The 24,712-nt window shown below is 59.6% G+C and carries 22 protein-coding genes; 16 read left to right on the forward strand and 6 right to left on the reverse strand.

The genetic code is table 11. From position 1 onward, the window contains the following. Positions 1-227: 227 nt before the first annotated feature. Complete coding sequence (locus PMI27_RS24245; RefSeq protein ID WP_008145762.1) at positions 228-1,157, reverse strand: LysR family transcriptional regulator; 930 nt, start codon at positions 1,155-1,157, stop codon at positions 228-230. 126 nt (positions 1,158-1,283) lie between these two features. Here PMI27_RS24245 and PMI27_RS24240 point away from each other — a divergent pair, with 126 nt between their 5' ends. From PMI27_RS24240 to PMI27_RS24230, 4 genes are all read left to right on the forward strand, one after another. Continuing rightward, the gene (locus PMI27_RS24240) at positions 1,284-2,198 is read left to right on the forward strand and encodes a pirin family protein (RefSeq protein ID WP_008145759.1); all 915 of its coding nucleotides are present in this window, start codon (positions 1,284-1,286) and stop codon (positions 2,196-2,198) included. Between the two features lie 98 nt (positions 2,199-2,296). After that, positions 2,297-2,797, forward strand: coding sequence for a GNAT family N-acetyltransferase (locus tag PMI27_RS24235; RefSeq protein ID WP_008145758.1), 501 nt, complete (start codon positions 2,297-2,299; stop codon positions 2,795-2,797). A 6-nt stretch (positions 2,798-2,803) separates the two neighbouring features. Next, entirely contained in the window at positions 2,804-3,127 is a 324-nt protein-coding gene (locus PMI27_RS0229120; RefSeq protein ID WP_050595019.1) for a DUF6124 family protein, read from the forward strand. 304 nt (positions 3,128-3,431) lie between these two features. Next, entirely contained in the window at positions 3,432-3,893 is a 462-nt protein-coding gene (locus PMI27_RS24230; RefSeq protein ID WP_008145757.1) for an HvfA family oxazolone/thioamide-modified RiPP metallophore, read from the forward strand. Positions 3,894-4,065: 172 nt separating this feature from the next. On the opposite strand, the gene PMI27_RS24225 is transcribed toward PMI27_RS24230, so the two are convergent. The 4 genes from PMI27_RS24225 to PMI27_RS24210 all read right to left on the reverse strand — a co-directional run bounded on the left by PMI27_RS24225 (position 4,066) and on the right by PMI27_RS24210 (position 10,368). Further along, positions 4,066-7,086 carry an EAL domain-containing protein gene (locus PMI27_RS24225; RefSeq protein WP_008145755.1) on the reverse strand — a complete coding sequence of 1,007 codons (3,021 nt, stop codon included), beginning with the start codon at positions 7,084-7,086 and terminating at the stop codon, positions 4,066-4,068. Continuing rightward, positions 7,074-8,237: a substrate-binding domain-containing protein gene (locus tag PMI27_RS24220; protein ID WP_008145752.1), complete on the reverse strand. Its 1,164-nt coding sequence runs from the start codon at positions 8,235-8,237 to the stop codon at positions 7,074-7,076. Before PMI27_RS24220 ends, PMI27_RS24225 begins: the two co-directional genes overlap by 13 nt. Before the next feature lie 288 nt (positions 8,238-8,525). Then, entirely contained in the window at positions 8,526-9,329 is an 804-nt protein-coding gene (locus tag PMI27_RS24215; protein WP_033053268.1) for a putative hydro-lyase, read from the reverse strand. Between the two features lie 91 nt (positions 9,330-9,420). Beyond that, on the reverse strand, positions 9,421-10,368 hold the full coding sequence (locus PMI27_RS24210) for a LysR family transcriptional regulator (RefSeq protein WP_008145748.1): 948 nt from the start codon (positions 10,366-10,368) through the stop codon (positions 9,421-9,423). Positions 10,369-10,635: 267 nt separating this feature from the next. Between PMI27_RS24210 and PMI27_RS24205 the strand changes: the two genes are divergently transcribed. Both PMI27_RS24205 and PMI27_RS24200 read left to right on the forward strand, forming a co-directional pair. After that, a complete protein-coding gene (locus PMI27_RS24205; protein WP_050595031.1) occupies positions 10,636-11,898 on the forward strand; it encodes an OprD family porin in 1,263 nt (420 codons plus the stop codon). 136 nt (positions 11,899-12,034) lie between these two features. Continuing rightward, positions 12,035-12,250 carry a TOBE domain-containing protein gene (locus tag PMI27_RS24200; protein ID WP_008145745.1) on the forward strand — a complete coding sequence of 72 codons (216 nt, stop codon included), beginning with the start codon at positions 12,035-12,037 and terminating at the stop codon, positions 12,248-12,250. 35 nt (positions 12,251-12,285) lie between these two features. Here PMI27_RS24200 and PMI27_RS24195 read toward each other — a convergent pair whose 3' ends face one another. Next, a complete protein-coding gene (locus PMI27_RS24195; RefSeq protein ID WP_008145742.1) occupies positions 12,286-13,155 on the reverse strand; it encodes a LysR substrate-binding domain-containing protein in 870 nt (289 codons plus the stop codon). 252 nt (positions 13,156-13,407) lie between these two features. On the opposite strand from PMI27_RS24195, the gene PMI27_RS24190 reads away from it, so the two are divergent. The 10 genes from PMI27_RS24190 (at position 13,408) to metC (ending at position 24,168) form a co-directional block, all read left to right on the forward strand. Continuing rightward, a complete protein-coding gene (locus PMI27_RS24190) occupies positions 13,408-14,250 on the forward strand; it encodes a transporter substrate-binding domain-containing protein (RefSeq protein ID WP_008145739.1) in 843 nt (280 codons plus the stop codon). A 70-nt stretch (positions 14,251-14,320) separates the two neighbouring features. Continuing rightward, complete coding sequence (locus PMI27_RS24185; protein WP_008145737.1) at positions 14,321-15,163, forward strand: transporter substrate-binding domain-containing protein; 843 nt, start codon at positions 14,321-14,323, stop codon at positions 15,161-15,163. Next, complete coding sequence (locus PMI27_RS24180; RefSeq protein WP_008145734.1) at positions 15,160-16,584, forward strand: FAD-binding oxidoreductase; 1,425 nt, start codon at positions 15,160-15,162, stop codon at positions 16,582-16,584. The genes PMI27_RS24185 and PMI27_RS24180 overlap by 4 nt, the downstream gene beginning before the upstream one ends. Then, complete coding sequence (locus PMI27_RS24175) at positions 16,581-17,792, forward strand: aminotransferase class I/II-fold pyridoxal phosphate-dependent enzyme (RefSeq protein ID WP_008145732.1); 1,212 nt, start codon at positions 16,581-16,583, stop codon at positions 17,790-17,792. Before PMI27_RS24180 ends, PMI27_RS24175 begins: the two co-directional genes overlap by 4 nt. Further along, positions 17,789-18,523, forward strand: coding sequence for an amino acid ABC transporter permease (locus PMI27_RS24170; RefSeq protein ID WP_008145730.1), 735 nt, complete (start codon positions 17,789-17,791; stop codon positions 18,521-18,523). Before PMI27_RS24175 ends, PMI27_RS24170 begins: the two co-directional genes overlap by 4 nt. Beyond that, positions 18,513-19,301: an amino acid ABC transporter permease gene (locus tag PMI27_RS24165; RefSeq protein ID WP_008145729.1), complete on the forward strand. Its 789-nt coding sequence runs from the start codon at positions 18,513-18,515 to the stop codon at positions 19,299-19,301. The genes PMI27_RS24170 and PMI27_RS24165 overlap by 11 nt, the downstream gene beginning before the upstream one ends. Then, on the forward strand, positions 19,288-20,124 hold the full coding sequence (locus tag PMI27_RS24160) for an amino acid ABC transporter ATP-binding protein (protein WP_008145727.1): 837 nt from the start codon (positions 19,288-19,290) through the stop codon (positions 20,122-20,124). The genes PMI27_RS24165 and PMI27_RS24160 overlap by 14 nt, the downstream gene beginning before the upstream one ends. A gap of 17 nt (positions 20,125-20,141) precedes the next feature. Further along, positions 20,142-20,738: a cysteine dioxygenase gene (locus PMI27_RS24155; protein ID WP_008145725.1), complete on the forward strand. Its 597-nt coding sequence runs from the start codon at positions 20,142-20,144 to the stop codon at positions 20,736-20,738. Continuing rightward, positions 20,735-21,391 carry a glutathione binding-like protein gene (locus tag PMI27_RS24150; protein ID WP_008145723.1) on the forward strand — a complete coding sequence of 219 codons (657 nt, stop codon included), beginning with the start codon at positions 20,735-20,737 and terminating at the stop codon, positions 21,389-21,391. The genes PMI27_RS24155 and PMI27_RS24150 overlap by 4 nt, the downstream gene beginning before the upstream one ends. Before the next feature lie 23 nt (positions 21,392-21,414). After that, positions 21,415-24,168, forward strand: a complete 2,754-nt coding sequence (metC, locus tag PMI27_RS24145) for a cystathionine beta-lyase (protein WP_008145721.1) — start codon at positions 21,415-21,417, stop codon at positions 24,166-24,168. The last annotated feature ends 544 nt before the right edge of the window (positions 24,169-24,712 follow it).

Raw genomic sequence — 24,712 nt, forward strand, 5'->3', positions numbered from 1 at the left:
CTTCGACAAAGCCAGCCGGCACTGCCGTGGCTGGTTCACTGTGGAGCCGATGTTAGGCATAGGCGGCGGGGTGGAAGAATCCGAAAATTCAAATGAATACTTCAGACTTTCGTCAACAAATAGCTAGCTATTTATCGCGCTTTTCAAGAGGGGATTTATAGGCGAGTAGGTGTCTACGCTGGCTATTAGAGAGGAGTGCCATTGTTACGGCATCATTTTGAAGAGTCTCAAGCGACACCGGGGTGCTTCGATAGACCTTCCGGGGCGTCTGCCGCATTCATCTTCTGGATCACTAGCCCGATAAACGCCGTTACCGCGAGCGGCAGGTGCCGGCGACTCGGATAGAGCACGTTCATGCCGTAACCGTTGGGTTGGTAGTGAGGCAGCACCGGGACGAGCACGCCGGCCTGAACGTCGAGCCTGGCCAGGACGGGCGGCAGCAGCGCGATGCCGAGTCCGGCCACGGCGGCCTTGCGCAGTGCCTGCGCGGTATTTGCGCTAAAACGCCCGGCCACTTGCACTTCTTCCTCACCCTTCGGACCGACCAACCGCCATGTAGCGTGACCGCTGGGATGCGCGGAGATCACGCAATCGTGGCTCAGCAGATCCTGCAACGTGCGGGGTGAGCCGCGCGCTGCGATGTAGGCGGGGCTTGCCACCATTGCGACGCTACGCGGGTCAAGGATCTGGCGACCGACATAGCCTGAATCGCGCAAGGACCCGCCACGAAAGGCGACATCGATCTGCTCGGCGATCAAGTCAGCCTTCGCATCGCTGAGCACGAAGTCGAGTCGCACGCGAGGATGCGCCGCGAGAAACTCGGTCACCCACTCCATCTCGAAGAAGTCGAAGAAGTCGGCTGGCGCCGCCACGCGCACCAGGCCGCTGGGCTCGCCGCTGCCCGTCATCAACTCCTGTCCCGCTTCGAGAAGGCCGTCGACCGCTCCCGCGCAACGCTCATGAAAATCCTGACCAGCACTGGTGAGCGTGAGCTTGCGGGTTGAGCGTTGCAGCAGCCGAGTACCGAGATTTGCTTCGAGTTGCTGGATGCGACGACTCACGGTATTGGGCGGCATGCCCAGCCGTCGCGCCGCCTCTGCAAAGCTGCCGCTGCGTACCACCTGCACAAACATGGCGATGTCGTTGAGGTCGAGCATGGCGGGGCATTCCTGTCGTAGGTGGACGAGTGCAATCCAATTCTATCGGCTAATCAAGCAATCGTCCCGGCTCTATTGTTTGAGGTATCGGGCCGCCAGGCTGCCACTCTCCTGTGAGTAATCCTCATGACCATTCAGCAACAACCTCCTATCGGTATCGTCCCAGGCGCTACACGCGAAATCGTGACCCACCGCGCAATCAGCTACCGCACCACTGGCAGCAGGCATGGCGCTATTGTCCGACTGATGAGTCCTTCCGATCTGGGCCACCTGATCAAGCCTTTCGTTTTTCTGGATCTGTTTGAAGGTGAGAGTTCATTCATAGGCGGCATGCCAATGCATCCGCACTCGGGGATCGCCACCGTCACCGTCATTACCGAAGGCAATTTGCGCTTCGAGGATGCTGATTCGGGTTCGGGGATGATCGACTATGGTGGTGTTGAATGGATGCGGGCGGGCGGCGGGGTCTGGCACGGAAAGGAGATGTCGGTAGGGACATCGAAGCGCATTCAAGGTTTTCAACTGTGGGTTGCATTACCGCCAGCGTTGGAAAACGCCAGTGTCGACAGCCAATACCTGGAGTCAAGCGCGATGCCTGAAGTGGGGCCTGCGCGGGTGATTCTTGGTGCGTACGAAGGTGTCCAAAGCCCGGTCCGCGCGCCTGCTGGAATGAACTATTTACTGGTAACGCTACGCGCCGGGGAATCCTGGACTTATGCGCCGCCCAATGGGCACGAGTCATTGTGGTTGAGTGTCAGTCGAGGTGCTCTTACCGCGCCTGGGATAGTCACTGCGGGGGAAATGGTTGTCTTCGAACCAGGTAGCGGTGCCGTTACGCTGAAGGCCGTGCACGAAGATACGGTCTTCGTCATCGGTTCAGCGGCACCGCATCCCTATGATCTAGAACTGGGGAGCTACTCGGTCCACACCAACCCGCAAGCCTTGCGTGAGGGAGAGGCAAAAATCGCAGAGATTGGTGTTCGCTTGCGTGAGTACCTGCAAAATCCAGTCAAGTCGGGTAGCGTGCCAGTTTTCAAGTAACCCCAACGCCCGGCCGGACCGGGCCTGAAAGCGCAAAACAGTTCAACGAAGTCGGCCAGGGCAGGCGGCTTTCGGCCTGAGACAAGGAGAGGTGAATAATGAGTTCATTTAGAGTTCGCGAGCTAAAAAGCACTGACACGCAAGCGCTGCTGGCCTTCGAAATTGACAACCGTGAATGGTTCGAAACGCATATTGATGCGCGTGACCCTTCTTTCTACTCGTTGCAGGGCGTCGCCGATCATATTGAAGGCTATTTAGCCGATTTTGCCATCGGCGCCTGGCACCCGTTCGTTATCGTAGGTTCCAGTGAAACAATAGTGGGTCGAGCCAACCTGAAAAGCATCGACAGGTCCGAGCGCTCGGCAGAAGTCGGCTATCGGATTGCTCAAAGCGTTTGCGGGCAGGGGTTGGCAACACTGGCGCTGAAGCATCTGATCCAGGAGGCACAGGTGCGTTGGGAACTTAGGCAACTGGTTGCTTATGTCTACGAGGAAAACGTGGGTTCAAGAAAAGTGCTTGATCGGTGTGGATTCTTGTCTGAACAACTGTCTTGTAACGACAAGAGCGGGGATGAATGCCGGTTTGTGCTAACGATTTAGTCGACGATACTCTCCCCGTACGAACCCGGTTCGAAAAAGCTCAACGACGCCGCCGAAGCCGCCCTCGACTTCCACTTCGCGTCAATTGCCGACATCAAAGCCACGCCGCGCAGACCTTGCAAGAGTTTTTCCGTCGACCCAGAGAGCGATACCGAATCCCTGGTCGTTTATTTGGTCGAGACGCTGGCCTCGGTTGATGTGATGGTCCATCAGTTGGTGGATCATCTGGACGGTGAGTCGCGCTATGCGCTGCTGGGCATTTCCAACAGCATCATGCTGGCCGAGATCACGGCCAATCGAGTGCTGGATCAGATTGATCCGCCGGAGTAAGTAGCTGCAAAAGATCAAAAGATCGCAGCCTTCGGCAGCTCCTACAGGGGATCGCGTTTCAAATGTAGGAGCTGCCGAAGGCTGCGATCTTTTGGGGCCAAGAGGAAAAGAGCAGGGCCTGTGTATCGCTGTGTATCCGCAGCTGCTATGCGGAGACTGACTTACAAATGCCCCTCGATCCGGATACATCCGGGATACACGGTTGCAGTCAAATAGCCCTGCCTTAGCGAGAAAGCAAACGCTCCTCGCCCCCCGGCTTATCGCCCTTGCGGCCTGGCCTCACACTGTATCCGGAGTAATAACCATGACCCGTATGTCGAACAAATCCCGCATTGGCCTGATCGCAGTTGCTCTGGCCGGCAGCATGAACCTCGCCTCAAGCGCCTTCGCCGCAGATGCACTGCCACAAGGTTACCAACTCGCCTCGACGGAAAAAACCAGCGAAGGCAAGTGTGGCGAAGGCAAGTGCGGTACCAGCGAAACCGGCGCCAAAGTCACCAAGACCAGCGAAGGCAAATGCGGTGAAGGCAAGTGCGGCGATGCGTCCTTCGCCCGTACCGACACTGACCAGGATGGCCGCGTTTCCCTGAAAGAACTGCTGACCGTGGCCCCGCAGGGTGGTGAGGAATTCAAGGCGATGGACACCAACAACGACGGTTTCCTCTCCGAAGGCGAGGTCTACAAATTCCGCACTAACCAATACACCTCCAACGGCAAGAAAGTACCGACTGAGCTGTTCACCAAATTGAGCAAAGCCCAGAGCTGATTGTTCGGACGCCTTCGCGAGCAAGCCCGCTCCCACATTGGATATCAGGCGTGCCTCGGATTGCAGGCACTCCACAAAACCAATGTGGGAGCGGGCTTGCTCGCGAAGGCAGTTAGTAGGGCGACACAGGAATACCTGCATCTTCGAGCAGTTGAAAACGCCCTGCGCAGTATTAATGCCCCGGCATTGGACTGCTTGGACGTTTTACATCGCGTTTTCGACTTGCCGGGTCAGGGCTCGCAATGCGGCTCGGTTGGGGCAACCGGGGCGTACGCAGTAACAGACTGATTTCCTCTGCGCTGACCGCTTTGCTGAAAAAGTGGCCCTGAATTTCATCGCAACCGTTTTCACGCAGGAAGGTTTGCTGCTCTTCGGTTTCGACACCTTCGGCAATGACCTTGAGGTTCAGTTTGTGCCCCAACGAAATCACCGCGGTGGCGATGGCTTTGTCGTTTTCGTTGTCGGGCAGGTCGCGCACGAAAGACTGGTCGATCTTGAGTCTCGCGATCGGAAAGCTTTTCAATGCGGCGAGGCTGGAGTAGCCGGTGCCGAAGTCGTCGATCGAGAGACTGATCCCCATTGATTGCAGTTCCTTCATTTTGCTGATGGCTTGTTGAAGGTCTTGCATGATCAGGCTTTCGGTCAGCTCCAGCTCAAGGTACATCGGGTCCAGTCCGGTTTCTTGCAAGGCATGCATCACCCGGTCGATCAGGTCCCTTTCGACGAACTGGCGTGCAGAAATGTTCACCGACATGGTGATCGGCGGCCAGCCCGCATCCTGCCAGTCCTTGTTCTGTTTGCACGCGGCATGAATCACCCAGTCACCGATGGGCACGATCAACCCGGTCTCTTCGGCCTGCGGAATGAATTTGATGGGAGACACGATGCCGAGCTCGGGGTGCTTCCAGCGGATCAGTGCCTCTACGCCGATAATCTGGCCTGACTGCAAATCCACCTGTGGCTGGTACAGCAGCAGGAACTCGTCATGGTTGAGTGCGTTTCGAAGCCCGTCTTGCATGGCGAGCTTGCCCTGAACCTTGTTATTCATCTCGCTCGTATAGAACTGGTAACTGTTGCGACCCAGCTCCTTGGCCCGGTACATGGCGGCATCGGCGTTGCTGAGCAACGTGTCGGTATCGCTACCGTCGGCAGGGTAGGTGGCCAACCCCATGCTGCAGGTGACGTGGAGTGTATGCCCGCTGAGCTGAATCGGCCGCAGGATGGCTTCCTGGATTTTGTGCAAGGCCGGAGTAACGCCGTCGAGATCTGAGGGCTGGTCGAACAGGATGATCACAAACTCGTCGCCACCCAGTCGCACGACGGTGTCGGTGCGGCGTACACATTCCTGCATGCGCTGGGCGACGGTTTTCAGCAGTTCGTCTCCAGCACTGTGCCCAAGGCTGTCATTCACCAGTTTGAATTTGTCCAGATCGAGAAACACCACCGTCACCAGGCGGTCGTAGCGCTGGGCATAAAGCATTGCCTGCTTGAGACGGTCTTCGAGCAGTGTGCGATTCGGCAGCCCGGTCAGTGCGTCATGGTCGCCCATATAGCGAATGCGCTTTTCGGTAAGCTGGCGTTCTATCGCAATGCCGGCAAGCGGTGTCGCCATGTCGATCAGTCGCGTCTCGGCCGAGCTGGGGCTGCGTACCTTGTTGGAATACAAAGCAAACGTACCCAATACCTTTCGCTCATGGGACAGAATCGGCGTCGACCAGCAGGCGCGAAATCCATAGGGCGCAGCGGCTGAGCGGTATTCCTCCCACAGCGGATCCAGCTCGATATCCGTGACGATGACCGGTTCTCGTCGATACACCGCGGTGCCGCATGAACCGACGTTCGGACCGATCGCAATCCCGTCAATGAGCTGGTTATAGGCTTTCGGCAAACTGGGGGCAGCCCCGTGCAGCAGGTGCTTGCCATCCTCATCCAGCAGCAGGATTGACACCATCATCCCCTCCAGCTGGGACTCCACCAGGTGAGCCAGGCTGTCGAGGACTTCTGCAAGCTCGGTGCTCCTGGCGATCAGCTCCAGGACATGACGTTGCCCAGCTCGGATGACGGCTTCTTGCTCCAGTCGGCTGTTTTGCAGGGCGAGCCGCTCTGTGGCGATACTCAATTGGACCGTTCTTTTTTCCAGCTGAAGTCGGTCTTTGAGGAATTGATTTACCGCGCGAGCCATGTTGCCGATCTCGTCTTTCCCATGTTCCGCCATCATCAAATGCGTTTTGTCAGTGTGTTCCTGACGCAATTGCCGGCTTATTTCATTCAGGCGCATGAGCACATGACGGCCCATGAAGACCCGGGTCACGAACCAGGCGAATATCAGGCTGGCGCCCAACATGATAAGCACCCATTGCTGACTACGATTTGAGGCTTCGACCAGGCGCTGCAGGGCTTCGCGATAGTCTTCGGTGTAAGCACTGGATTGCGCACGGGCCACCGCGACCAGAACCCCGGCCTCATTCTTCAGTTCCTCATTGAAGCGCTGTATGACGTTGTGCTGATTGATGAGCCTCAGGCGCAGGGAGAAGAGATCAGGCGTCTCCACATCTGCGTCGGGTAACTTGCCTGCGCTGCGTGACAGGCGCTCATATCGGATCCGCAGCCGTTGCACGGCATCACTGTCAACAGCCTGCGGCAGATCGAAAAGTAACACCGCCAGTTCCAGGCTGGCCTGGGTCTGAGTCGCGGTTAACCGGGCGGTGTGATCCTCCATGGTTTGCTCGAAGGTGACCTCGGTTTGCAGCAGGCCTTCTCGCAGCTGCGCAACGATGTTGGCGGTATTGCGGAACATCTGACTCGACTGATGCATGTCGAGTATTGCCACGCCACTGTTCGCGGCAGTCAGCTGCTGCACCAGTTGATCAAGGGCTTCAAGCTGTTCGACGGTCGCTGCATAGCTTGAACGCAGGGTGTCGGGGGAGCGGGTTGTCAGAAGCTGATCGGTCTGGCGTTCGATCAGCAAGGTACGCTGCAGCATGTCTTGCCCATCTTGCATGCGGACCAGTCGTTCATCCGTCAGATGGCGGGTGGCGTTGTTTGACGTGCGCACGGCGTAGACCGCCGTTGCACCACTCGCCAGGATCAGCAGCGCCAGCGTCAGAAACGCCAGTGTGAACTGTGCGCGTAGTGATTGCGGTAATAGCCGGCGTCCTAGCCGGGAAATAACGTCCAATGTCAGGGATTCCATTGGTGGCGATAGATGTCTCGATAGCCATTGTCAGGGTCGTACTGGAATTTCTTCCCGCCGTCGAAGGCAATATTGTCGGCATTGACCAGGTGAATCGGCGCGACGAAGCCGCTCACCGGCTGACCTGCAAACAGCCGGTTCAATTCATCCATCACTTGCCAGCCATGCAGGTTGAGCGGCTCGGCCACGGTGACGGTCTGGTAGGTTTTTGCCTGGATGCGCAAGAAAGCCGAAGCGCTGCCATCACCGGCAGACAACAGACTGATGCCGTCGCTGGGTATTGCGGCGTTGGTCAATGAGGCAATCGAGTAGTCGAAATAGATATCGTTGATGGCCAGTGTATGGGTCCAGCGCTTGCCATAGCGCTGAAGCAGTTCCTTGGTGATCGCCGGCATCTTCTCGCCACTTTCGGAGATCGCGACATCGCGCACTTCCAGCAACGTACATTCCTGACAGGCCCGAATGACGTTTTCCATGGCCTTGGCTTTCGCCATGGCGATGCTGTACTTGGAGTCGGTCAGGATGACCACGCCGGCGTGTCCGTTTGACTGTGCCACTGCCGCCATGGCCGTGAGGCGAGCCACTTCGAGCGGGTCGGTCGTGACGTTCATGGCCACCGGCGTGCCGTCAATCGGCCCGGGGCGTGCCCCGGCGTGCCAGCCAACCACCGGCACATCCCTCTTGGCGAAGAGGATCAGCGCCGCATTGTTCTCAAGGGCATCGGAGCCGCACAGAATGAGACCGTCGGGTTTCGCTGCCAGGGCATCGGAAAAGGCCTTGGCGCGTCCGGCCGATGATCCAGCGCCATCGAATATCTTCAGGGTCCAGCCCATCGCCTTGGCAGCCTCGCGAGCGCCCTGCGCGACACCGACAATTCCGCCGTTACGCAAATCTTCTGCGACAAAGGCGATGCTCTTGCCCCGCAGGGCTTGCGGGCCGGATTCAGGGCCGCTCCAGCGAACGGCTTCGAGGGTGGCCCTGGAAACGATTTCCTGCGCTTGAATCACCGTAACCGTGGCGTTTTCGACACCCGCTGCGGCTGGCAGGTCCTGGCCGAATCCGGGCGTTGCGGTGAAAAGACAGAAAACCGTAATTGAAGCCATCCGGGGTAGCCCGGGTCTGGAGCCGATGGCGCGATCATAGTCTGGCATGGCGTCCCTTTTTGCCAAGAGTGCAGCGTTCACTGTCCGAAAGGATAGTCGGTTCTGCTGTCATCCGGTCTTCTGTGGGTAAAGTGCGCGAACTTTAGTCCTGAACATTCAGGAAACGGGTCAGGGTCCATGGCACCAAACAAGGGACGAAGGCCAATTGCATCGTTGACTACATTGAGTGGATTTACAAGGCTTCGACTTTGCTTAAACACCCGTCAAAAAAAACGGCAGCCCAAACGCGGATGGTGTCGTTCCTTGACTGATTGGCATTACGGCACACCCACGCCTTTACAAAGCGCTGTTGTACAAATCCGTCACCAGCATGCAACCGGGCGCATGGGTGATGCACAGTGGCGGACGTGAGGCCTGCACCACCGATTGAGGTGTCACACCGCAGGCCCAGAACACCGGTATTTCGTCAGCTTCAATGGGGACGGCATCGCCGTAGTCCGGGGTGTCGAGCGCATGGATGCCGATCAGCGACGGGTCACCAATGTGCACGGGAGCGCCGTGGACATTGGGCATGCGTGCGGTGATTTGAATGGCCTGGATGGCGTCGGCGGCTTTCATCGGTCGCATGCTCACCACCAGCTTGCCGCTGAGGCGAGCGGTGGGGCGCGTGTCGATGTTGGTCTGGTACATGGCGACATTGCGCCCCAGATCGATGTGCTTGAGGGGGATGCCGGCATCCAGCAACGGTTGTTCGAAGGAGAACGAGCAGCCGATGGCGAACGCCACCAGGTCATCCTGCCAAAGGTGCTCGATATCCAGCGGTTCTTCGCTCAGTTCGCCATGGCGATAGACCCTGTATCGGGGCACATCATGGCGAATATCAATGGCTGCTCCGAGATTGCGAAAATATGGATCGCCCGGTTCGGTAATGTCGAGCAACGGGCAGGCTTGACGATTGAGGGTGCAATACCTGAGGAACTCGTTGGCCCAATCACTGGGCAAAATCACGATATTGGCTTGCACCCGGCCTTGGCCCAAGCCGCTGGTGTGGCCCTGATAGTGCCCGGCGGCGATGCTTTGGCGCAGGGCGAGAGGGGTGCTGCGCTGCAGTTGTTCGAAGGACAGGGCGGGTTGATTCATCATGGTATCTCGGCAGGTTCGTTGAGCCTTTTTAGAAAACCGTAGTGATGCCGTCCAACAAGGAATGTTGTTGCCCCCAGACAACTAAAAGTTATTCAGGGGGCAGTCGGCTGTCGAGGCCTGGTGCCGCCACCATGAGTAACGGACCGACATCCGCAGCGTATTGGCAGACCACCTGGCGGCTCATCTCGACGATGTTCTCGATCAGTTCCAGTCCGACCCCCGCGCGCCAAGAAGCCACGACATCCAGTTGCGGCAAGCGGCTGCCGGGGTCCAGCTGAATCAGCTCGCCGCTGGCCAGGGGTTTGGCCACCAGTGCCGCCGGCAAGGCGCCGATACCGAAGCCGTCACGAATCAGCCGGGTCATGGCCGACACCGAGTTGACGCAACTGACGCGCGGCGCGCCGATGCCATGGGCGTGCAACAGGTTGAGCACATCCTGATGCGGTCGTGAATGTTTGACGAAGGTGATGATGCGCTCGCCGGCCATCTCGGTGAGCGAGGCATAAGGTCGGGCGTAGATGGAGTTGCTGGCGGCGATCCAGTGCATGGGGTAGTGCGCCAGTTCGAGGTTGCGCACGCTTTCGTGGCGGATCAGGTCCGTCTGGAAAACGATGTCCAAATAGCCCTTTTGCAATTGCTCGCAGAGATTGCGCGCGGCGTCGGCAGTGATCTCGATTTCCACGGCAGGGAAGGTCTGCATCAGGGTCGACATCAACGGGCTGAGCCAGGTGTGAATCACCGTATCCATCACGCCAATGCGCACCAATCCCTGCTGCGGGCTGGTGTTGTCCAGCGAGTGTTTCAACGCACGCTGAACCTCGAGCATCTGCTCGGCGTAGTCGAGCACCTTGAGACCTTCAGGCGTCAGCGACACCCCGCGTGAATCGCGCACGAACAGGCGCAGCCCCAATTCGTCTTCCAGCGCGGCGATCCGGCTGGAGATCGCTGCCTGAGTGCTGAACATTTTCTCGGCGGTCAGGCTGAAGCTTTGCAGGCGGGCGACCCAGACGAAGGTTTCGAGGAATTTGAGGTTCATGGCGGTTCCCTTGGCGCTTATGGCTCTTGTAATGAAGGGGCGAGTTGCAATTGTTACTCCAGAGTCCGCCATCGCGGGCATCAAATTTTCTTATGCATAACCTCGTCTTTTTCCCGTTTGACGCGGTTCTGCCCCGACACGAAGAATCCGCCCCACGACGCAGGTCGCTGCGTCCGCCCCCCACGACAACGCCTTCACAAAAAAACAATGAGGCGTGTCCGTCATCTTCGCTTGCTGCTGCAGGAAACCTCTTCCATGGAAAAAATCATGACTGTTCACGTGCCTTCAAAGGTGGGCCGCCCCCGACCATTCAATGGGTACGCCCCGGCTGGCACATTGCTCGGCCTGAGCCTGCTCTGTGCGCCGGCCGCTCAGGCGGATTTCGTCGCGGACAGTAAAGGCAGCCTGGAAGCGCGCAACTTCTACTTCAACCGTGATTTTCGCCAGGACGGTTCGCGGGACAAGGCCGAGGAATGGGCGCAGGGTTTTCTGTTGCGGATGGAGTCGGGTTACACCGCTGGCACGTTCGGTTTCGGCCTGGATGTTTTGGGCATGGCCGGTTTCAAACTGGACTCCGGAGGCGGGACGGCGGGTACCAATCTGTTGCCGCCAGATTTGTCCGGCGGCTCACAGGATCGCTATGGCGAGTTAGGCCTGACGGGCAAAATGCGCGTGTCCAACACCACCCTGAAATTCGGGACATTGCAGATCAAGGACCCGGTGGTGAGCTCCAACGATACTCGCCTGTTGCCGAGCACGTTCAAGGGCGGCCTGGTGAATGTGCAGGAAATCGATCGTTTGAAGCTCACGGCCGGTCAGCTCACGCAGATCAATTTCGTCGACTCCACCGACTATCAAGACATGACCGCCAACCGCATCGGCGGGCAAAGCGACAAGTTTCAGTTCGCCGGGGCGGACTATCAGTTCCTGCCGAACCTGACCGCGCAGTACCGCTACGGCCAGCTGGAAAACATCTACCAGCAAAATTACCTCGGGCTTGTGCACACGCTGGACCTGGGCTCCGGCCAGTCGCTCAAGAGCGACGTGCGCTATGCGCGCAGCACCGAAGACGGCAACTTCCGAGATATCGACAACCAGGCCTTCGGTGCGTTGTTCACCTATAACCTGGGCGGCCATGCGCTGGGCCTTGGCTATCAACGCATGAGCGGCGACGATCCATTTCCGTATATCGGGCGCAGCGATCCGTACCTGGTCAACTTCGTGCAGATCGGTGACTTCGCCAACATCGACGAGCACTCCTGGCAGGCGCGCTACGACTACAACTTTGTAGCGCTCGGTGTGCCGGGGTTGACCTTCATGACGCGCTACATCTCTGGTGACAATGTGCAACGCACGGCGCCGGGTGAAGGCAAGGAATGGGAGCGCAACACTGATATCGCTTACGTGGTGCAGGACGGTTCGTTGAAGGGGCTGGGCCTTAAATGGCGCAACGCATCAGTGCGTTCGAACTTCGGTAATGACCTGGATGAGAATCGCCTGATCGTCAGCTATACCGTGACGCTGTGGTAGAGGCTGGGTGGACTTTATATTCGATACAGGAATAATTAAATCGATATTTATTCCTTTTAATATTGGTTCGTGAGGTTCATTTTGAAGGCCTGCACATCCGTGCGGATGTATTCGACATCAGACAGGAAGCCTCATCATGACCATCAAAGCGATCAACGTCCGCAACCAGTTCAAGGGTGTCATCAAGGAAATTGTGACAGGCGAAGTGGTCTCCGAAATCGATGTGCAAACCGCCTCCGGCATCGTTACTTCGGTGATCACCACCCGTTCAGTACGCGATCTTGAATTGAAAGTGGGGAGCGAGGTGATTGCCTTCGTCAAATCCACCGAAGTCTCGATCGCCAAGCTCTGAAAGGGCGAGGGCTTGAATTCGCGGAGCCGCTCACGTCAAGAAAAGGACAACCCCTGGCTCGCGCGAATCAAGTCATAAGCCTTGCGGGCAATCAGGTTCGCGGTGTTGGGCCTGATCCACAGGTAGTAGGTCACGTCCGGCAGTCGCGGCAATCCGTCATTTTCACCCAGCACGCGCATGTCTGGACCGAGCATCTCCATGCTTCGGGGGGTGACACCCAAACCAGCACGTGTCGCCGCCTTGATGCCAATCAGATTCGACGCCAGGTACGCCTGGCGCCAACTGATATTGGCGCGTTCCAGCGCCTCCAGGGCATAGCGCCGGTAGATGCTCGGTTCATCCACGAGGATCAATGGCAACGGTTCGCCGGGGTTGTGAATGTACTGCGCCGAACAGATCCACCACACCGGTGAAGTGCGTAAGGCAAAGCCTTCCAGGCTCGGGTCCTGGCGGGTGGAAATCACCATGTCGACCTTGCCCCGGTGCAAGTCGTCCATCAGAAACGGACTGCGCCCGACATCGATCTCCAGACGCAAGCGCGGTGCCGAGCGGGCGATGTGGCTGAGGATCGGCGGCAGGATGGTGTCGGCAATGTCATGGGGTGAACCGATGCGTAGTACGCCGCTCAGGCTGCTTTCACGCAGAGAGTTCAGCGCCTCGTCGTTGAGCGACAACATCTGCCGGGCATGACGCAGCAACTGCAAGCCGGGTTCGGTGAGTTGCTTTTGCCGTCCGCGCTTTTCGAACAGGCTCACCCCCACTTGCTGTTCCAGGCGTTGCATGTGTTGGGTGACCGACGATTGTGTGCGGGCCAGTTGCGCGCCGGCCTCGGCAAAACTGTGGTGATCAACCACGGCAATGAAGGTGCGCAGCAATTCGAGATCGAGGGTGGGTGAGGTCGACATGGGTATTTCCGGGGTTGTTTTTACATCAAGACTGAAAACATAAACATTACGATTGTTTATGTGTTTTTGCTGGTTTTTTATTTGGTAGATCTTTAGTGCCAGTAAATACGGGCTTTATTGAAGTGCGCTGCTGCTAAGAACACGGGAAGTTATAACGATATTAGATATTTGAATTTCCGTTACTTCAACGCTGTACCTAGGATGCCTCCACATCAGGTCGGGGGACGCCGATCAATCATCAGGGGAAGATCCATGTCGAAAAAGTGCTCAGCCGTTAAACAAATGTTGCCTGTGATGCTGGGCGCCTTGATCTCGCTGGTTGCCAGCACCGGCGCCCAAGCTGATGCAACCCTGGACAAGATCGAACAACGGCATGTGCTGGTGGTCGGCGTATTGCTGTCCGGCGGCCCGTTTGGCGGGATTGATCCTGCGACGCAAAAACCGCGCGGTTTGAATGTTGACCTCGCTCAGGAGCTGGGACGGCAACTGGGTGCCGAAGTGCAGCTGGTGCCGGTATTGCCCGCCAACCGCGTGCAGTTTTTGCAGCAGGGCAAAGTCGATTTGCTGATTGCCAACATGGAGTGGACCGCCGAGCGCGGCGAGATCCTCGGGTTTGTGCCGACACCGTTCTACCGCGTTGGCGGAACCGCAGCGGTGTTGAAGGACAGCAAGATCACCCGTTGGGAAGACCTGAAAAACCAACCGGTCTGCACCTCCCAGGGCAGCAGTTACGTCAAGCCGCTCACCGAGTTGGGCGCCGAGATCAAAGCCTTCAAGAGCTCTTCGGAATCCTTGCTGGCCCTGCGCGGCAACAACTGCGTCGCGGCGGTGCATGACGCCACGCTGATCAATCCGCTGCTCGCCGGTACCGCCGAATGGCAGGACTATCGCGCGCTTACGCCGGAACTCAACCCCGCGCCGTCGGTGATCTGGACCCGCCCCGGAGAAAGCGATACCCAGGCCAAGCTCGACCCCATCGTCAAGGAACTGCACCGCAGCGGCTGGTTGATTGAGGCCCAGACCCGCAACCACATCACCCCCGCATCACCGGCCCTGGTGGAACTGCAGAAACAGTTCCAGGCCAACGGCGCCTGACCTCGGTTCTCCACCTCATCGTTTTCAACAGGCCGTCCTTTTGCCGGGCGGTCGTTCAAGGTAGTCGTGTATGAACCGATATTTTTCTGCTAAAGCCCTGTGCTTCGCCTGGTGCGCTGCTTTGGGTGCGAATCTGGCCCAGGCCGATGCCACGCTGGACAAGATCGAGCAACGCCACGCCATCAGTGTCGGGGTGATTCTCAGTGGTCCGCCATTCGGCACCATCGACCCGAAGACCGGCGAACACCTGGGCTACAACGTCGAACTGGCCAAGGGCATCGCCAAGGCATTGGGCGTCGAAGCGAAGACCGTTTCGGTACTGGCGCCCAACCGCGTGCAGTTCCTGCAGCAGGGCAAGGTCGACATCCTGATCGCCAATATGCAGTTCACCGAAGAGCGCGGCGAGATTCTCGATTACGTGCCCACGCCTTATGAAGAAGTCGGCGGCGCCGCGTTAATTCGCAAAGGCGCTGGCGTGACTCAATGGGCCGATCTCAAGGGCAAACCGGTGTGCGTGTCCCAGGGCAGCAACTTCATCAAGCCCTTGCAGGAAACCTACGGCGCAGAGATCAAGGCGTTTCGCAGCCAATCCGAATCGTTGTTGTCGTTGCGTGGCAATGGCTGCGTGGCGGCGGTGCACGTCAGCCCGACCATGCACGCACTATTGAGTGATGCTGAATGGGCGGATTATGAAATCCCGCTGCCGGGTGATTTGATCCCGTCGAACTCGGTGATCTGGCTGCGCAAAGGCGAACACGATACCCAGGCAAAACTGGATGCCATCGTGCGCGATTGGCACCGCAGCGGCTGGCTGATCGAGTTGGGCGAGCGCACCGGCATGACGCCGTCCCAGGCATTGCGTGATCTGCATGAGCAGTACCGCAACGCGACACCGCTGGCGTCGCAACCATGAGTTCGCCCTTGTTTGTTGCCTTGCAACAACTGCTCGGTCCCCGTCATGTGCAGAGCAGCGAAGAGGCCGCGTCCTACCTGACCGACAAACAGGGCCGTTACGTCGGGCAGGTCATCGCTGCGGTGCATCCGGCGAACACCGAGGAAGTCGCGGCCGTGGTTCGCGCGTGCGTGGCCAGTGATACGCCGGTGGTGGTGCAGGGCGGCAACACCGGTCTGATGGGCGGCGCGACCCCGGATGCCAGCGGTCGAGCGGTGTTGCTGTTGCTTGATCGGCTGAATCGTGTGCGGACGGTGGACACCGACAACGACACCCTGACCGTCGAAGCGGGCTGCATTCTGCAAACCGTCCAGGACGTTGCCCGTGACGCCGGCCGGCTGTTCCCCCTGAGTCTGGGCGCCGAAGGCAGTTGCACCATCGGCGGCAATCTGGGCACCAATGCCGGCGGCACCGCCGTGTTGCGTTATGGCAACGCTCGCGAGTTGACCCTGGGCCTGGAAGTGGTCACCGCCGAGGGTGAAATCTGGAATGGCCTGCGCGGCTTGCGCAAAGACAACACCGGTTACGACCTGCGCGACCTGTACATCGGCAGTGAAGGCACCCTCGGCATCATCACCGCCGCGACCCTGAAACTCTTCCCGTTGCCCAAGGCTCAAGCGACGGCACTCTTGGCCTTCGACTCCCTGGACCAGGCAGTGCAATTGCTGTCCCATGCCCGCGCCGGTTTCGGTGCCAGCCTCACCGCGTTCGAACTGCTCAGTGCCGATTGCCTCGCGCTGTTGCGCGAGCAATTCCCGGAAGGTCCGCAACCTTTTCGCGGTGCTGATCAGCCTTGGTTTGCACTGTTGGAACTGTCCGACAACCACAGCGAAGCCCATGCCCGCCAAGCCTTTGAAGACGTGCTGGGGGAGGCCTTCGAACACGAGTTGCTGGCCGACGCGTTGATCGCCGAAAGCCTGGCCCAAAGCGAAGCCCTGTGGCTGTTGCGGGAGAACATGAGCGAGGCGCAGAAGCGCGCCGGTCGCAACATGAAGCACGACATTTCAGTGCCGATTTCCCAGGTCGTGGCGTTTGTCGCCCACACCGATGCGTTGTTGCAGGCGAATTTTCCCGGTGTCCGCCATTTCACCTTCGGCCATTTGGGCGACGGCAACTTGCACTACAACGTTGCTCATCCGCTTGATTCGACGATCGAGGCGCATATGGCTAACTACGCGGCGATCAGCCTGCTGGTTCATGACAGTGCCCACGCCCACGGCGGTTCGATCAGCGCCGAACACGGCATCGGCCAGCGCAAACGGGACATGCTCGGGCGCTACAAAAGTCCGGTAGAGCTCGACCTGATGCGCCGCATCAAGCAGGCGCTGGACCCGAAAAGCCTGCTCAATCCGGGCAAGGTATTGGAGGTGGTTTCGTCATGACACTTCGCCTGTCCAAACGCGTTCAGCGCGTCTCGCTGTCGGCCAATGCCGCCGCGAAATCCCAAGCCACGGCGTTGCGTGATGCCGGTCGCGACATTCTCGACCTGACCACCGGCGAGCCGGATTTCGACACCCCCGAACACATCAAGCAGGCCGCTTATGCCGCCATCGCCGCCGGTGCCACCAAGTACACCCCGACGCCGGGCGTAACAGCCTTGCGTGTCGCCGTGCAACGCAAACTCCAGCAGGAAAACCGTCTGGACTATCCGCTGGAATCGATCGTGATCGCTAACGGGGCGAAGCAGATCATCTTCAATGCCTTCGCCGCGACCCTCGACGACGGCGATGAAGTGCTGGTGCCGACGCCGTACTGGCCGTCCTTCCCCGACAGCGTGCGCTTCAATGGCGGCGAGCCGGTGTTTATCGAGTGCGCACTGGCGCAGGGCTGCAAGCTCACCGCAGAACAGCTGCAGCAACACATCGGCGAGCGGACTCGCTGGCTGATTCTCAATGGCCCCGGCAACCCCAGCGGCGCGGTGTACAGCGCGGCCGAATTGCAAGCCTTGGCCGAGGTGCTGCGTCGCCATCCGCAGGTGCTGATTCTGCTGGATGAACTCTACGAACATATCCGCTTTGACGGTCAGCCGGCGCAGAGCCTGCTCAATATCGCGCCGGACTTGCAGCCGCGCTGCCTGCTGGTGGGCGGGGTGTCGAAGACGTATGCCATGACCGGCTGGCGTATCGGTTTCGGAGCCGGGCCGCAAGTGCTGACTAATGCCATGGCGGTCGTGCAATCGCAATCCACGTCGGGGGCTTCTTCAGTGGGACAAGCTGCGGCGTTGGCGGCCTTCGAGGGTGGCCTGGATTTCTTGCCAGAGCAGGTCGCGGCCTATCAGCAACGCCGGGATTTACTGGTGAGCGCCTTACGAAAAGTGGAAGGTCTCGAGGTGCTCGAACCTCAAGGTGGTTTCTTTGTGTTTGTGCGCTGCGCCGGGTTGCTGGGGCGTTATCGTCCGGACGGCGTATGCCTTAACAGTGACGCCGATGTCGTGGCGTATTTGCTGGAGGAGGGCGTGGCCGGTGTGGCGGGCAGCGCTTACGGTTTGTCGCCGTGGTTTCGCCTGTCCATCGCCACGGCAACCGACAGCGTTGCCGAAGCCGGGCGTCGCATCGCTCACGCCTGCGCGCAATTGCGGGGCGAACCATGAGTCATTGGCTGGAGCTTTTCGTCCACTGGACCGCCGGGATCGGCCTGAACTACGGTTTTCTGCTGGACGCCTACCAACGCGGAACCCTGGAGCAGGGCGCGTTGACCACGGTGCTGCTGTGCTTGTTCACCATTGTCGGCAGCCTGCTGGCGGGCGTCGGATTGGCGGCGATGCTGACCTCTGGAAAACCCTGGCTGGCGAAACCGGCACGCCTATTTGTTGAGGTCACCCGCAACACGCCGACGCTGGTGCAGCTGTATTGCGCCTTCCTGGTGCTGAACATGTTGCTGACTCAAGCCGTCGGCGCGGCCAACCCGCTGACGCCGTTCGCCTGGGTGGTGATCGTGATCTCGTTGCACAAGGGCGCTTTCCATGCCGAGGCCTTGCGCGCCGGCATCGAGGCGGTGCCGACCGTGACGCTGGAGGCGGCCAGTTCGCTGGCGTTCAGCAGTCGTCAGTTGCTGTGGAATGTGCAACTGCCATTGGCCCTGCGTTTTGCCTTGCCGTCGCTGATCAACAACCTGATCGACCTGGTGAAAATGACGGCCGTGGCTTCGGCCATTGCCGTGGGGGACATCACCTACGCGGCGATCATGATCTGGACCCAAAGCGACAACGTGTTGGAGCTGATGATTCTGATCCTGAGCTTTTTCGGCCTGCTGAGTTTTATCGTCAATTGCGTGGGGCGCTACCTTGAAGCGCGCCTGAGGATGCCCGGCTATGGCCATTGAATCGACCGTCAGTGCACCGCTGGCCTGGCCTCGGCGACATGTCGGCAAGTTGCTGTTATTGGTGTGCGTCGTACTGTTGCTGGTGTATTTCGCTCCGCAAAGCCCGGTGTTCAAGGCCTTGTTGCAATGGTCGCCGGCGCTGGCCGTAGGCTTTGGTCAAAACATTCTGATCAGCCTCGTCGCCATCGGCCTGGGGTCGTTGCTGGGGCTGTTGGTCGGCGCGTTGGCGCTATCGCCACTTCGACTGCTGCGCTTGCCGGCGCGGATCTGGGTGCAGATTTTCCGCAATGCACCGTGGCTGGTGCTGATCTATTTCACTACCTACGTGTTCCCGTTCGAGATCCACATCGGCAGTGCCTATGTCTCGTTCCCGGACTGGGTCAAGGTCACCCTCGGCCTGGCCTTGCCGGCGAGTGCCAACGTGGCGGAAATCTTCCGTGGCGCCATCGCCTCGATCCCCAGCACCCAATGGGAAGCCGCGCGTTCCCTGGCGTTCACTCGCGGGCAGATTTTCCGTTCGATCATCCTGCCGCAGTGCTTCAAGCGCATGTTGCCGCCGTGGATGAACCTGTACGCGGTGATCACCATGGGCACCGCGCTGGCGTCCCTGGTGGGCGTGCATGACGTGATCGACACCGCACAAATCGCCAGCAACACCGTGAACATGACCGGTTTCACCGTGGTGATTTACCTGAGCCTGTTGGTGCTGTTCTTTGCCTATTGCTACCCGATTTCCCGACTCACCCAACGCCTGGAGCGACGTTATGCCTTCTACTGAAACCGTCGCCGAGCCTTTGGTCAGACTGCGCGACCTGCACCTGTCGTTTGGCAATAACCCGGTGCTCAAAGGCATCGACCTCGACGTGCACCGCGGCCAGGCCGTGTCGATCATCGGCCCGTCCGGCTCCGGAAAATCGACCATCCTGCGCTGCATCACTGGCCTGTTGCAGCCTCAACGCGGCAGCATCCGTGTTGGCACGACCGAGGTTCATACCCTGGCCCAGGAAGCCCAGCGCATCGAGTTGCGCAAGCGTGTCGGGTTTGTGTTCCAGCAGTACAACCTGTTCCCGCATTTGTCGGTGCTGGAGAACCTGGTGATTGCCCCGCGCAAGGTGCTGGGGCGCAACCGGATCGACGCCGAGAAAGACGCCCGCGCCTTGTTGGCCAAGGTGCGGATGGAGCACAAGGCCGATGCCTATCCGGGTCAGCTCTCAGGCGGTCAGCAACAACGGGTGGCGATTGCCCGCGCCCTGGCGATGCGCCCGGAACTGATTCTGTTTGATGAGGTGACCTCGGCCCTCGACCCGGAAACCGTCGGCGAGGTGCTGACGGTGATTCGCGAGCTGACCGAAGAGGGCATGACCTGCGTGCTGGTCACCCACGAAATGCGTTTCGCCGAAGAGATCAGCGACATCGTCTACTTCACTGAAAACGGCGTGATCGTCGAGCACGGCAGTGCCGCGCAAATCTTTCAGCACCCCACCAGCGAGCGCACCCAGGAGTTTTTGCGTCACGCACTGGGTGATCCGGGGCGCCGGCCGCCCATCGCCAATGATCCGTATCTGTTGACTAACCTGAGTCGCTACAGCCTGTCCGTCTAATACCGAGGAGCCTGTTCATGAGTACCGTTAACCGTGCCGCCGTCATCGAGGATTTCCTGAAGAAAATCCGCGTCATCCATCAACGGGGCGTCGACCGTGCCGCGCTGGTGGAAATCGTGTCCTTGCTCGAAGCCCTGGCCGAGCGCCGCGATCTGTTCAATTTCGACGAGTTCCCCGCACCGGTACCGGGGCAGGGCAGCACCGCGTTCCGCTACCGTCTCAATGACGATGGCGACACGCCGACGCTGTACCTGAACTCGCTGTTACCGGGCAAAAGCACGATCCCGCACAACCATGAAACCTGGGCGATCATCAGTGCCGTCGAAGGCCAGGAAATCAACTACGTCTACCGCCGTGATGACGACGGCCGCGAGCCCGGTTTCACCACCTTGCACCTGGAAAAGGAAGTGATCGTGCAACCGGGCACCTCCATCTCGTTTCTTGGCGAAGACCTGCATGGCATTCGTGTCGAAGGCGAGCAGGCGACCCTGCATTTCCACCTGTACGGTTTGCCGCTGGAGTCCCTCAACGGCCGTTACGGCGTCGAAGCCGACGGTCGCATCCTCAATTACAACGCCTCGCAAATGGCGCCGTCGATCAAGGCCTACGCATGATCGATCTGTATTACTGGCCGACTGGCAATGGCTTGAAGATCGGCATCCTGCTGGAAGAGCTGGAGCTTGAGTACCGCCTGCTGCCGGTCAACATCCGTGAAGGCGAGCAGAAGCAGGCAGCGTTCCAACGCATCAGCGCCAATGGGCGGATTCCGGCGATTGTCGACCATGCGCCGCAGGGCTTAAGCGAGCCGCTGAGCCTGTTTGAGTCCGGTGCCATCCTCAATTACCTGGCCGACAAGGCCGGGCGTTTTCTTCCGGCAGCGGGCAGTGCCGAGCGGCAAAAAGTGCAGGAATGGCTGTTCTGGCAGGTGGGGCATATCACCCCGTACCTGAGCCAGTTGCAGCTGTTCAAGGAGAAGGCGCCCGAACCGATTGCGTTCGCCCTGGACTTGCTCAATGCCGAAGCGACGCGGCTGTATCGGGTGCTGGAAACGCGTCTGTCTGACGTGCTGTTTGTGGCGGGCGATTACTCCATCGCCGACATGGCTATTTTTCCGTGGATTCAACCGTTGCGACAGGGCCAGGACCTGGCGGATTTCCCGCACATCCATGCCTGGCGCGAACGCCTCAAGGCCCGACCGGCCATTCAGCGCGCGTATGCCAAAGGCCGGGAAGTCGCGGCCAATGAGCGCTCTCTGGCGCTTCAATAACTCTTTTTTCAAACGGGACTCCCATGAGCCAGACCGTAACTCCAGGGCAACTGCAGCAGTGGCTGTTCGACGGGCAGGAAATTGCCCTGTTTGACGTGCGCGAGCATGGCCAATATGGCGAAGCCCATCTGTTTTTCGGGGTGAACTTGCCCTATAGCCGTCTGGAGCTGGAGGTCCGGCGTCTGGCGCCGAACCCTCAGGTCCGGCTGGTGATCTACGACCGGGACGGCGGGGATGTCGCGGCGCGTTCAGCGCAGCGTTTGCAGGTGCTTGGGTATAGCCACGTGCATGTGCTCGACGGTGGTGCCGATGGTTGGCAGGCTGCCGGGTTGCAGCTGTTTGCCGGGGTGCATGTGCCTTCCAAGGCGTTCGGTGAATTGGTCGAAGAGGCCAGCCATACGCCGCATGTCACCGCGCAGCAACTGGCCGAATGGCAACGCCGGGGCGAGCCGCTGGTGGTACTCGACGGTCGGCCGTTCGATGAGTACCGCAAGATGACCATTCCCGGCTCGGTGTGCTGCCCGAATGGCGAGCTGGGTTATCGCGTCCACGATCTGGTGCCGGACGAAAGCACGCCGATCGTGGTCAATTGTGCCGGTCGGACCCGCAGCATTATCGGCGCCCAGACGTTAATCAATCTGGGGTTGAAAAACCCGATCTACGCGCTGGAAAACGGCACTCAGGGTTGGTACCTGGAAGATTTTCAGCTGGAACATGGCAGCACCCGACGGTACGCCGAGGAAGTGTCGACTGACACGTTGCCGGGGCAGCGACTCGCTGCTGAGCAACTGGCGGAGCGGGCCGGGGTGAAGACCATTGAGGTGGCGCAGGTCGAGCAATGGGCCAAGGAGGCTGGTCGCAGCCTGTTTTTGTGCGATGTGCGCACCGCCGAGGAATTTGCTGCGGGCAGTCTGGCCTGTGCGCAACACACGCCGGGCGGGCAGTTGATTCAATCCACCGATCTGTATGTCGGCGTGCGTCAGGCGCGGTTGGTACTGTTCGACAGTGATGGCGTGCGTGCACCGATTGTTGCCAGTTGGTTGCGGCAGCTGGGGCATGAGGCCTATGTGCTGGCAGGTGGAGTGAGCAGCAATCTGGTGCTGCCTGCGCTTGAGGTGATCGCTCACGAGGCGTTGCCATTGATCACGGCGCGGGCCTTGGCCGATGCGCTGAAGGATGACGCGGTCGCACTGATTGACCTGCGACCGAGCATGACTTATCGCAAGGGCCATATCGCCGGGTCGCGCTGGTCGATTCGCTCGTTGCTGGCGTCTGAAGTGGCCGGTGAGCAGCGGCCACTGGTGTTGGTCGCCGATGATCCGCGGCTGGCCGCTTTCGCGGCGCTGGAATTACCCGAGGCTCAGCGTCTGCACGTCCGGCTGCTGGAGGGTGGACTCGATGCCTGGCGTGCCGCGGGCCTCTCCGTGGAGGAATCCGCCCATACACCGCCCGATCAGCAGTGCATCGATTTTCTGTTCTTCACCCATGACCGTCACGCCGGCAACAAGGACGCGGCGCGTCAGTATCTGGCCTGGGAAATCGGTTTGCTGGCGCAGATGAGCGACGACGAGATCGCCAGTCTCAAGCCGCTGTGCGTCACAGTGCCCCGCGATGCCCGGGTGCGTACGCGTCTGGTCCATTCGGCACGTACCGAACAGGGCAATGGCGGTCGGGCAGTCAACGTGCCGGTCACGCGGTTGAGCACGGTGCTGTTCGATAACCTGGCGCAAATGCGCGACGCCCGTGCTCGCCGTGATAGCGAGCGGGTCCTGAGCTATGGCGCCCGAGGCAATCCGACGGCCTTCGCCCTGGAAGATCTGGTGACGGAACTGGAGGGCGGTTACCGCACGCGCTTGTTCGGCACCGGGCTGGCGGCGATCGCGCAGACCTTCCTGGCCTACCTGCGGCCGGGCGATCACGTACTGATCAGCGACGCGGTGTACGCGCCCGTGCGACGGCTGGCCCGGGAGTTTCTTCAGCGGTTCGGCATTCAGGTCAGCTACTTCGCGCCAGATGGCAGCGGTCTGCAAGCGCAACTGCAAGCCAACACCAAAATGGTCTACACCGAAGTGCCGGGCTCCTTGCTGTATGAACTGTGCGACTTGCCGGCCATCGCCGCCCTGTGCAAACCGCGAGGCATTCTCCTGGCCGTCGACAACACCTGGGGCTCGGGTTACCTGTATCGACCGCTGACCCTCGGTGCGGACATCTCGATCATGGCGTTGACCAAGTACCTGTGCGGTCACAGCGATGTGGTCATGGGCAGCGTCTGCACCCGGCAAGATGTCTGGCAGCCGCTGGCGTCAATGGGCGACACCTTTGGCGCTACCGTCAGCCCCGATGACGCCTACCTGGTGCTGCGCGGCGCGCGAACCCTGGCACCGCGACTGGAAGTGCATGAGCGCCAGGCGCTTGAAATCGCTCATTGGCTGCAAGTGCAGCCGCAGGTGAAGCGGGTGTTTCATCCGGCGTTACCCGAGCATCCAGGTCACGATCTGTGGCAGCGCGATTTCAATGGCAGCAATGGTTTGTTGTCCTTTGAGCTGCTTGATGCGGACCCTCTCTACGTTGAACGCTTTATTGATTCGCTGCAGTTGTTTGGGCTTGGCGCTTCATGGGGTGGGTACGAAAGTCTGATTACTGTTGCCGATACCACGGATCGCGACAGTGCTGCGGATCGTTCATTGAATCCGGTGTTGCGGTTGCATGTCGGGCTTGAGGACGTCGAGGCGTTGATTGAGGATCTGCAGCGTGGGTTTGCGGCGATGGATCACTAGGTTTCACCGGGTGGGGTACATATCCGTTGCTGCGGTGATGGCGGCTGGCGGTTTCGCTCTTACAGCGACTCCCTTTTGCAGACGCCCAAAAGGAAGCAAAACGCTTTGCCCCTCCATTCGGTGCCTCGCTTAGGCTCGGCATGCCCTCACTCCGGCATTGCTCCGTGGGCCCGCCGCCATCGGCCATCCATGGCCGGGGGCGGCTACCGCGGCATCCTTGCCGCGGTGCCCACTGCGCAGAACCTGCGCTCGGCCTCTGGGAAAGGGGCAAGCAGATCAAGATCAAAAACCAGAGCCAAAGCCAAAGCCAAAGCAAAATCAACAGCTCCCGGCACTCACTGGTTCCTGTGGGAGCGAGCCTGCTCGCGAAAAACGTCAAGACACCGCGTTCATTCAGACAGCACGCGTAATCGTTCACGTCTTTCGCGAGCAGGCTCGCTCCCACAGGGGAATGCGTACGCTTGAAGAGACAGGTCGGCCGGTAGGCCGCCTCGCGGTGTTTTTGCGGTGCACGCCCCCTCGAGAGGCCGAGTGGAGGTTCTGC

Origin of the sequence: Pseudomonas sp. GM41(2012) (assembly GCF_000282315.2) — a bacterium.
GTDB lineage: Bacteria > Pseudomonadota > Gammaproteobacteria > Pseudomonadales > Pseudomonadaceae > Aquipseudomonas.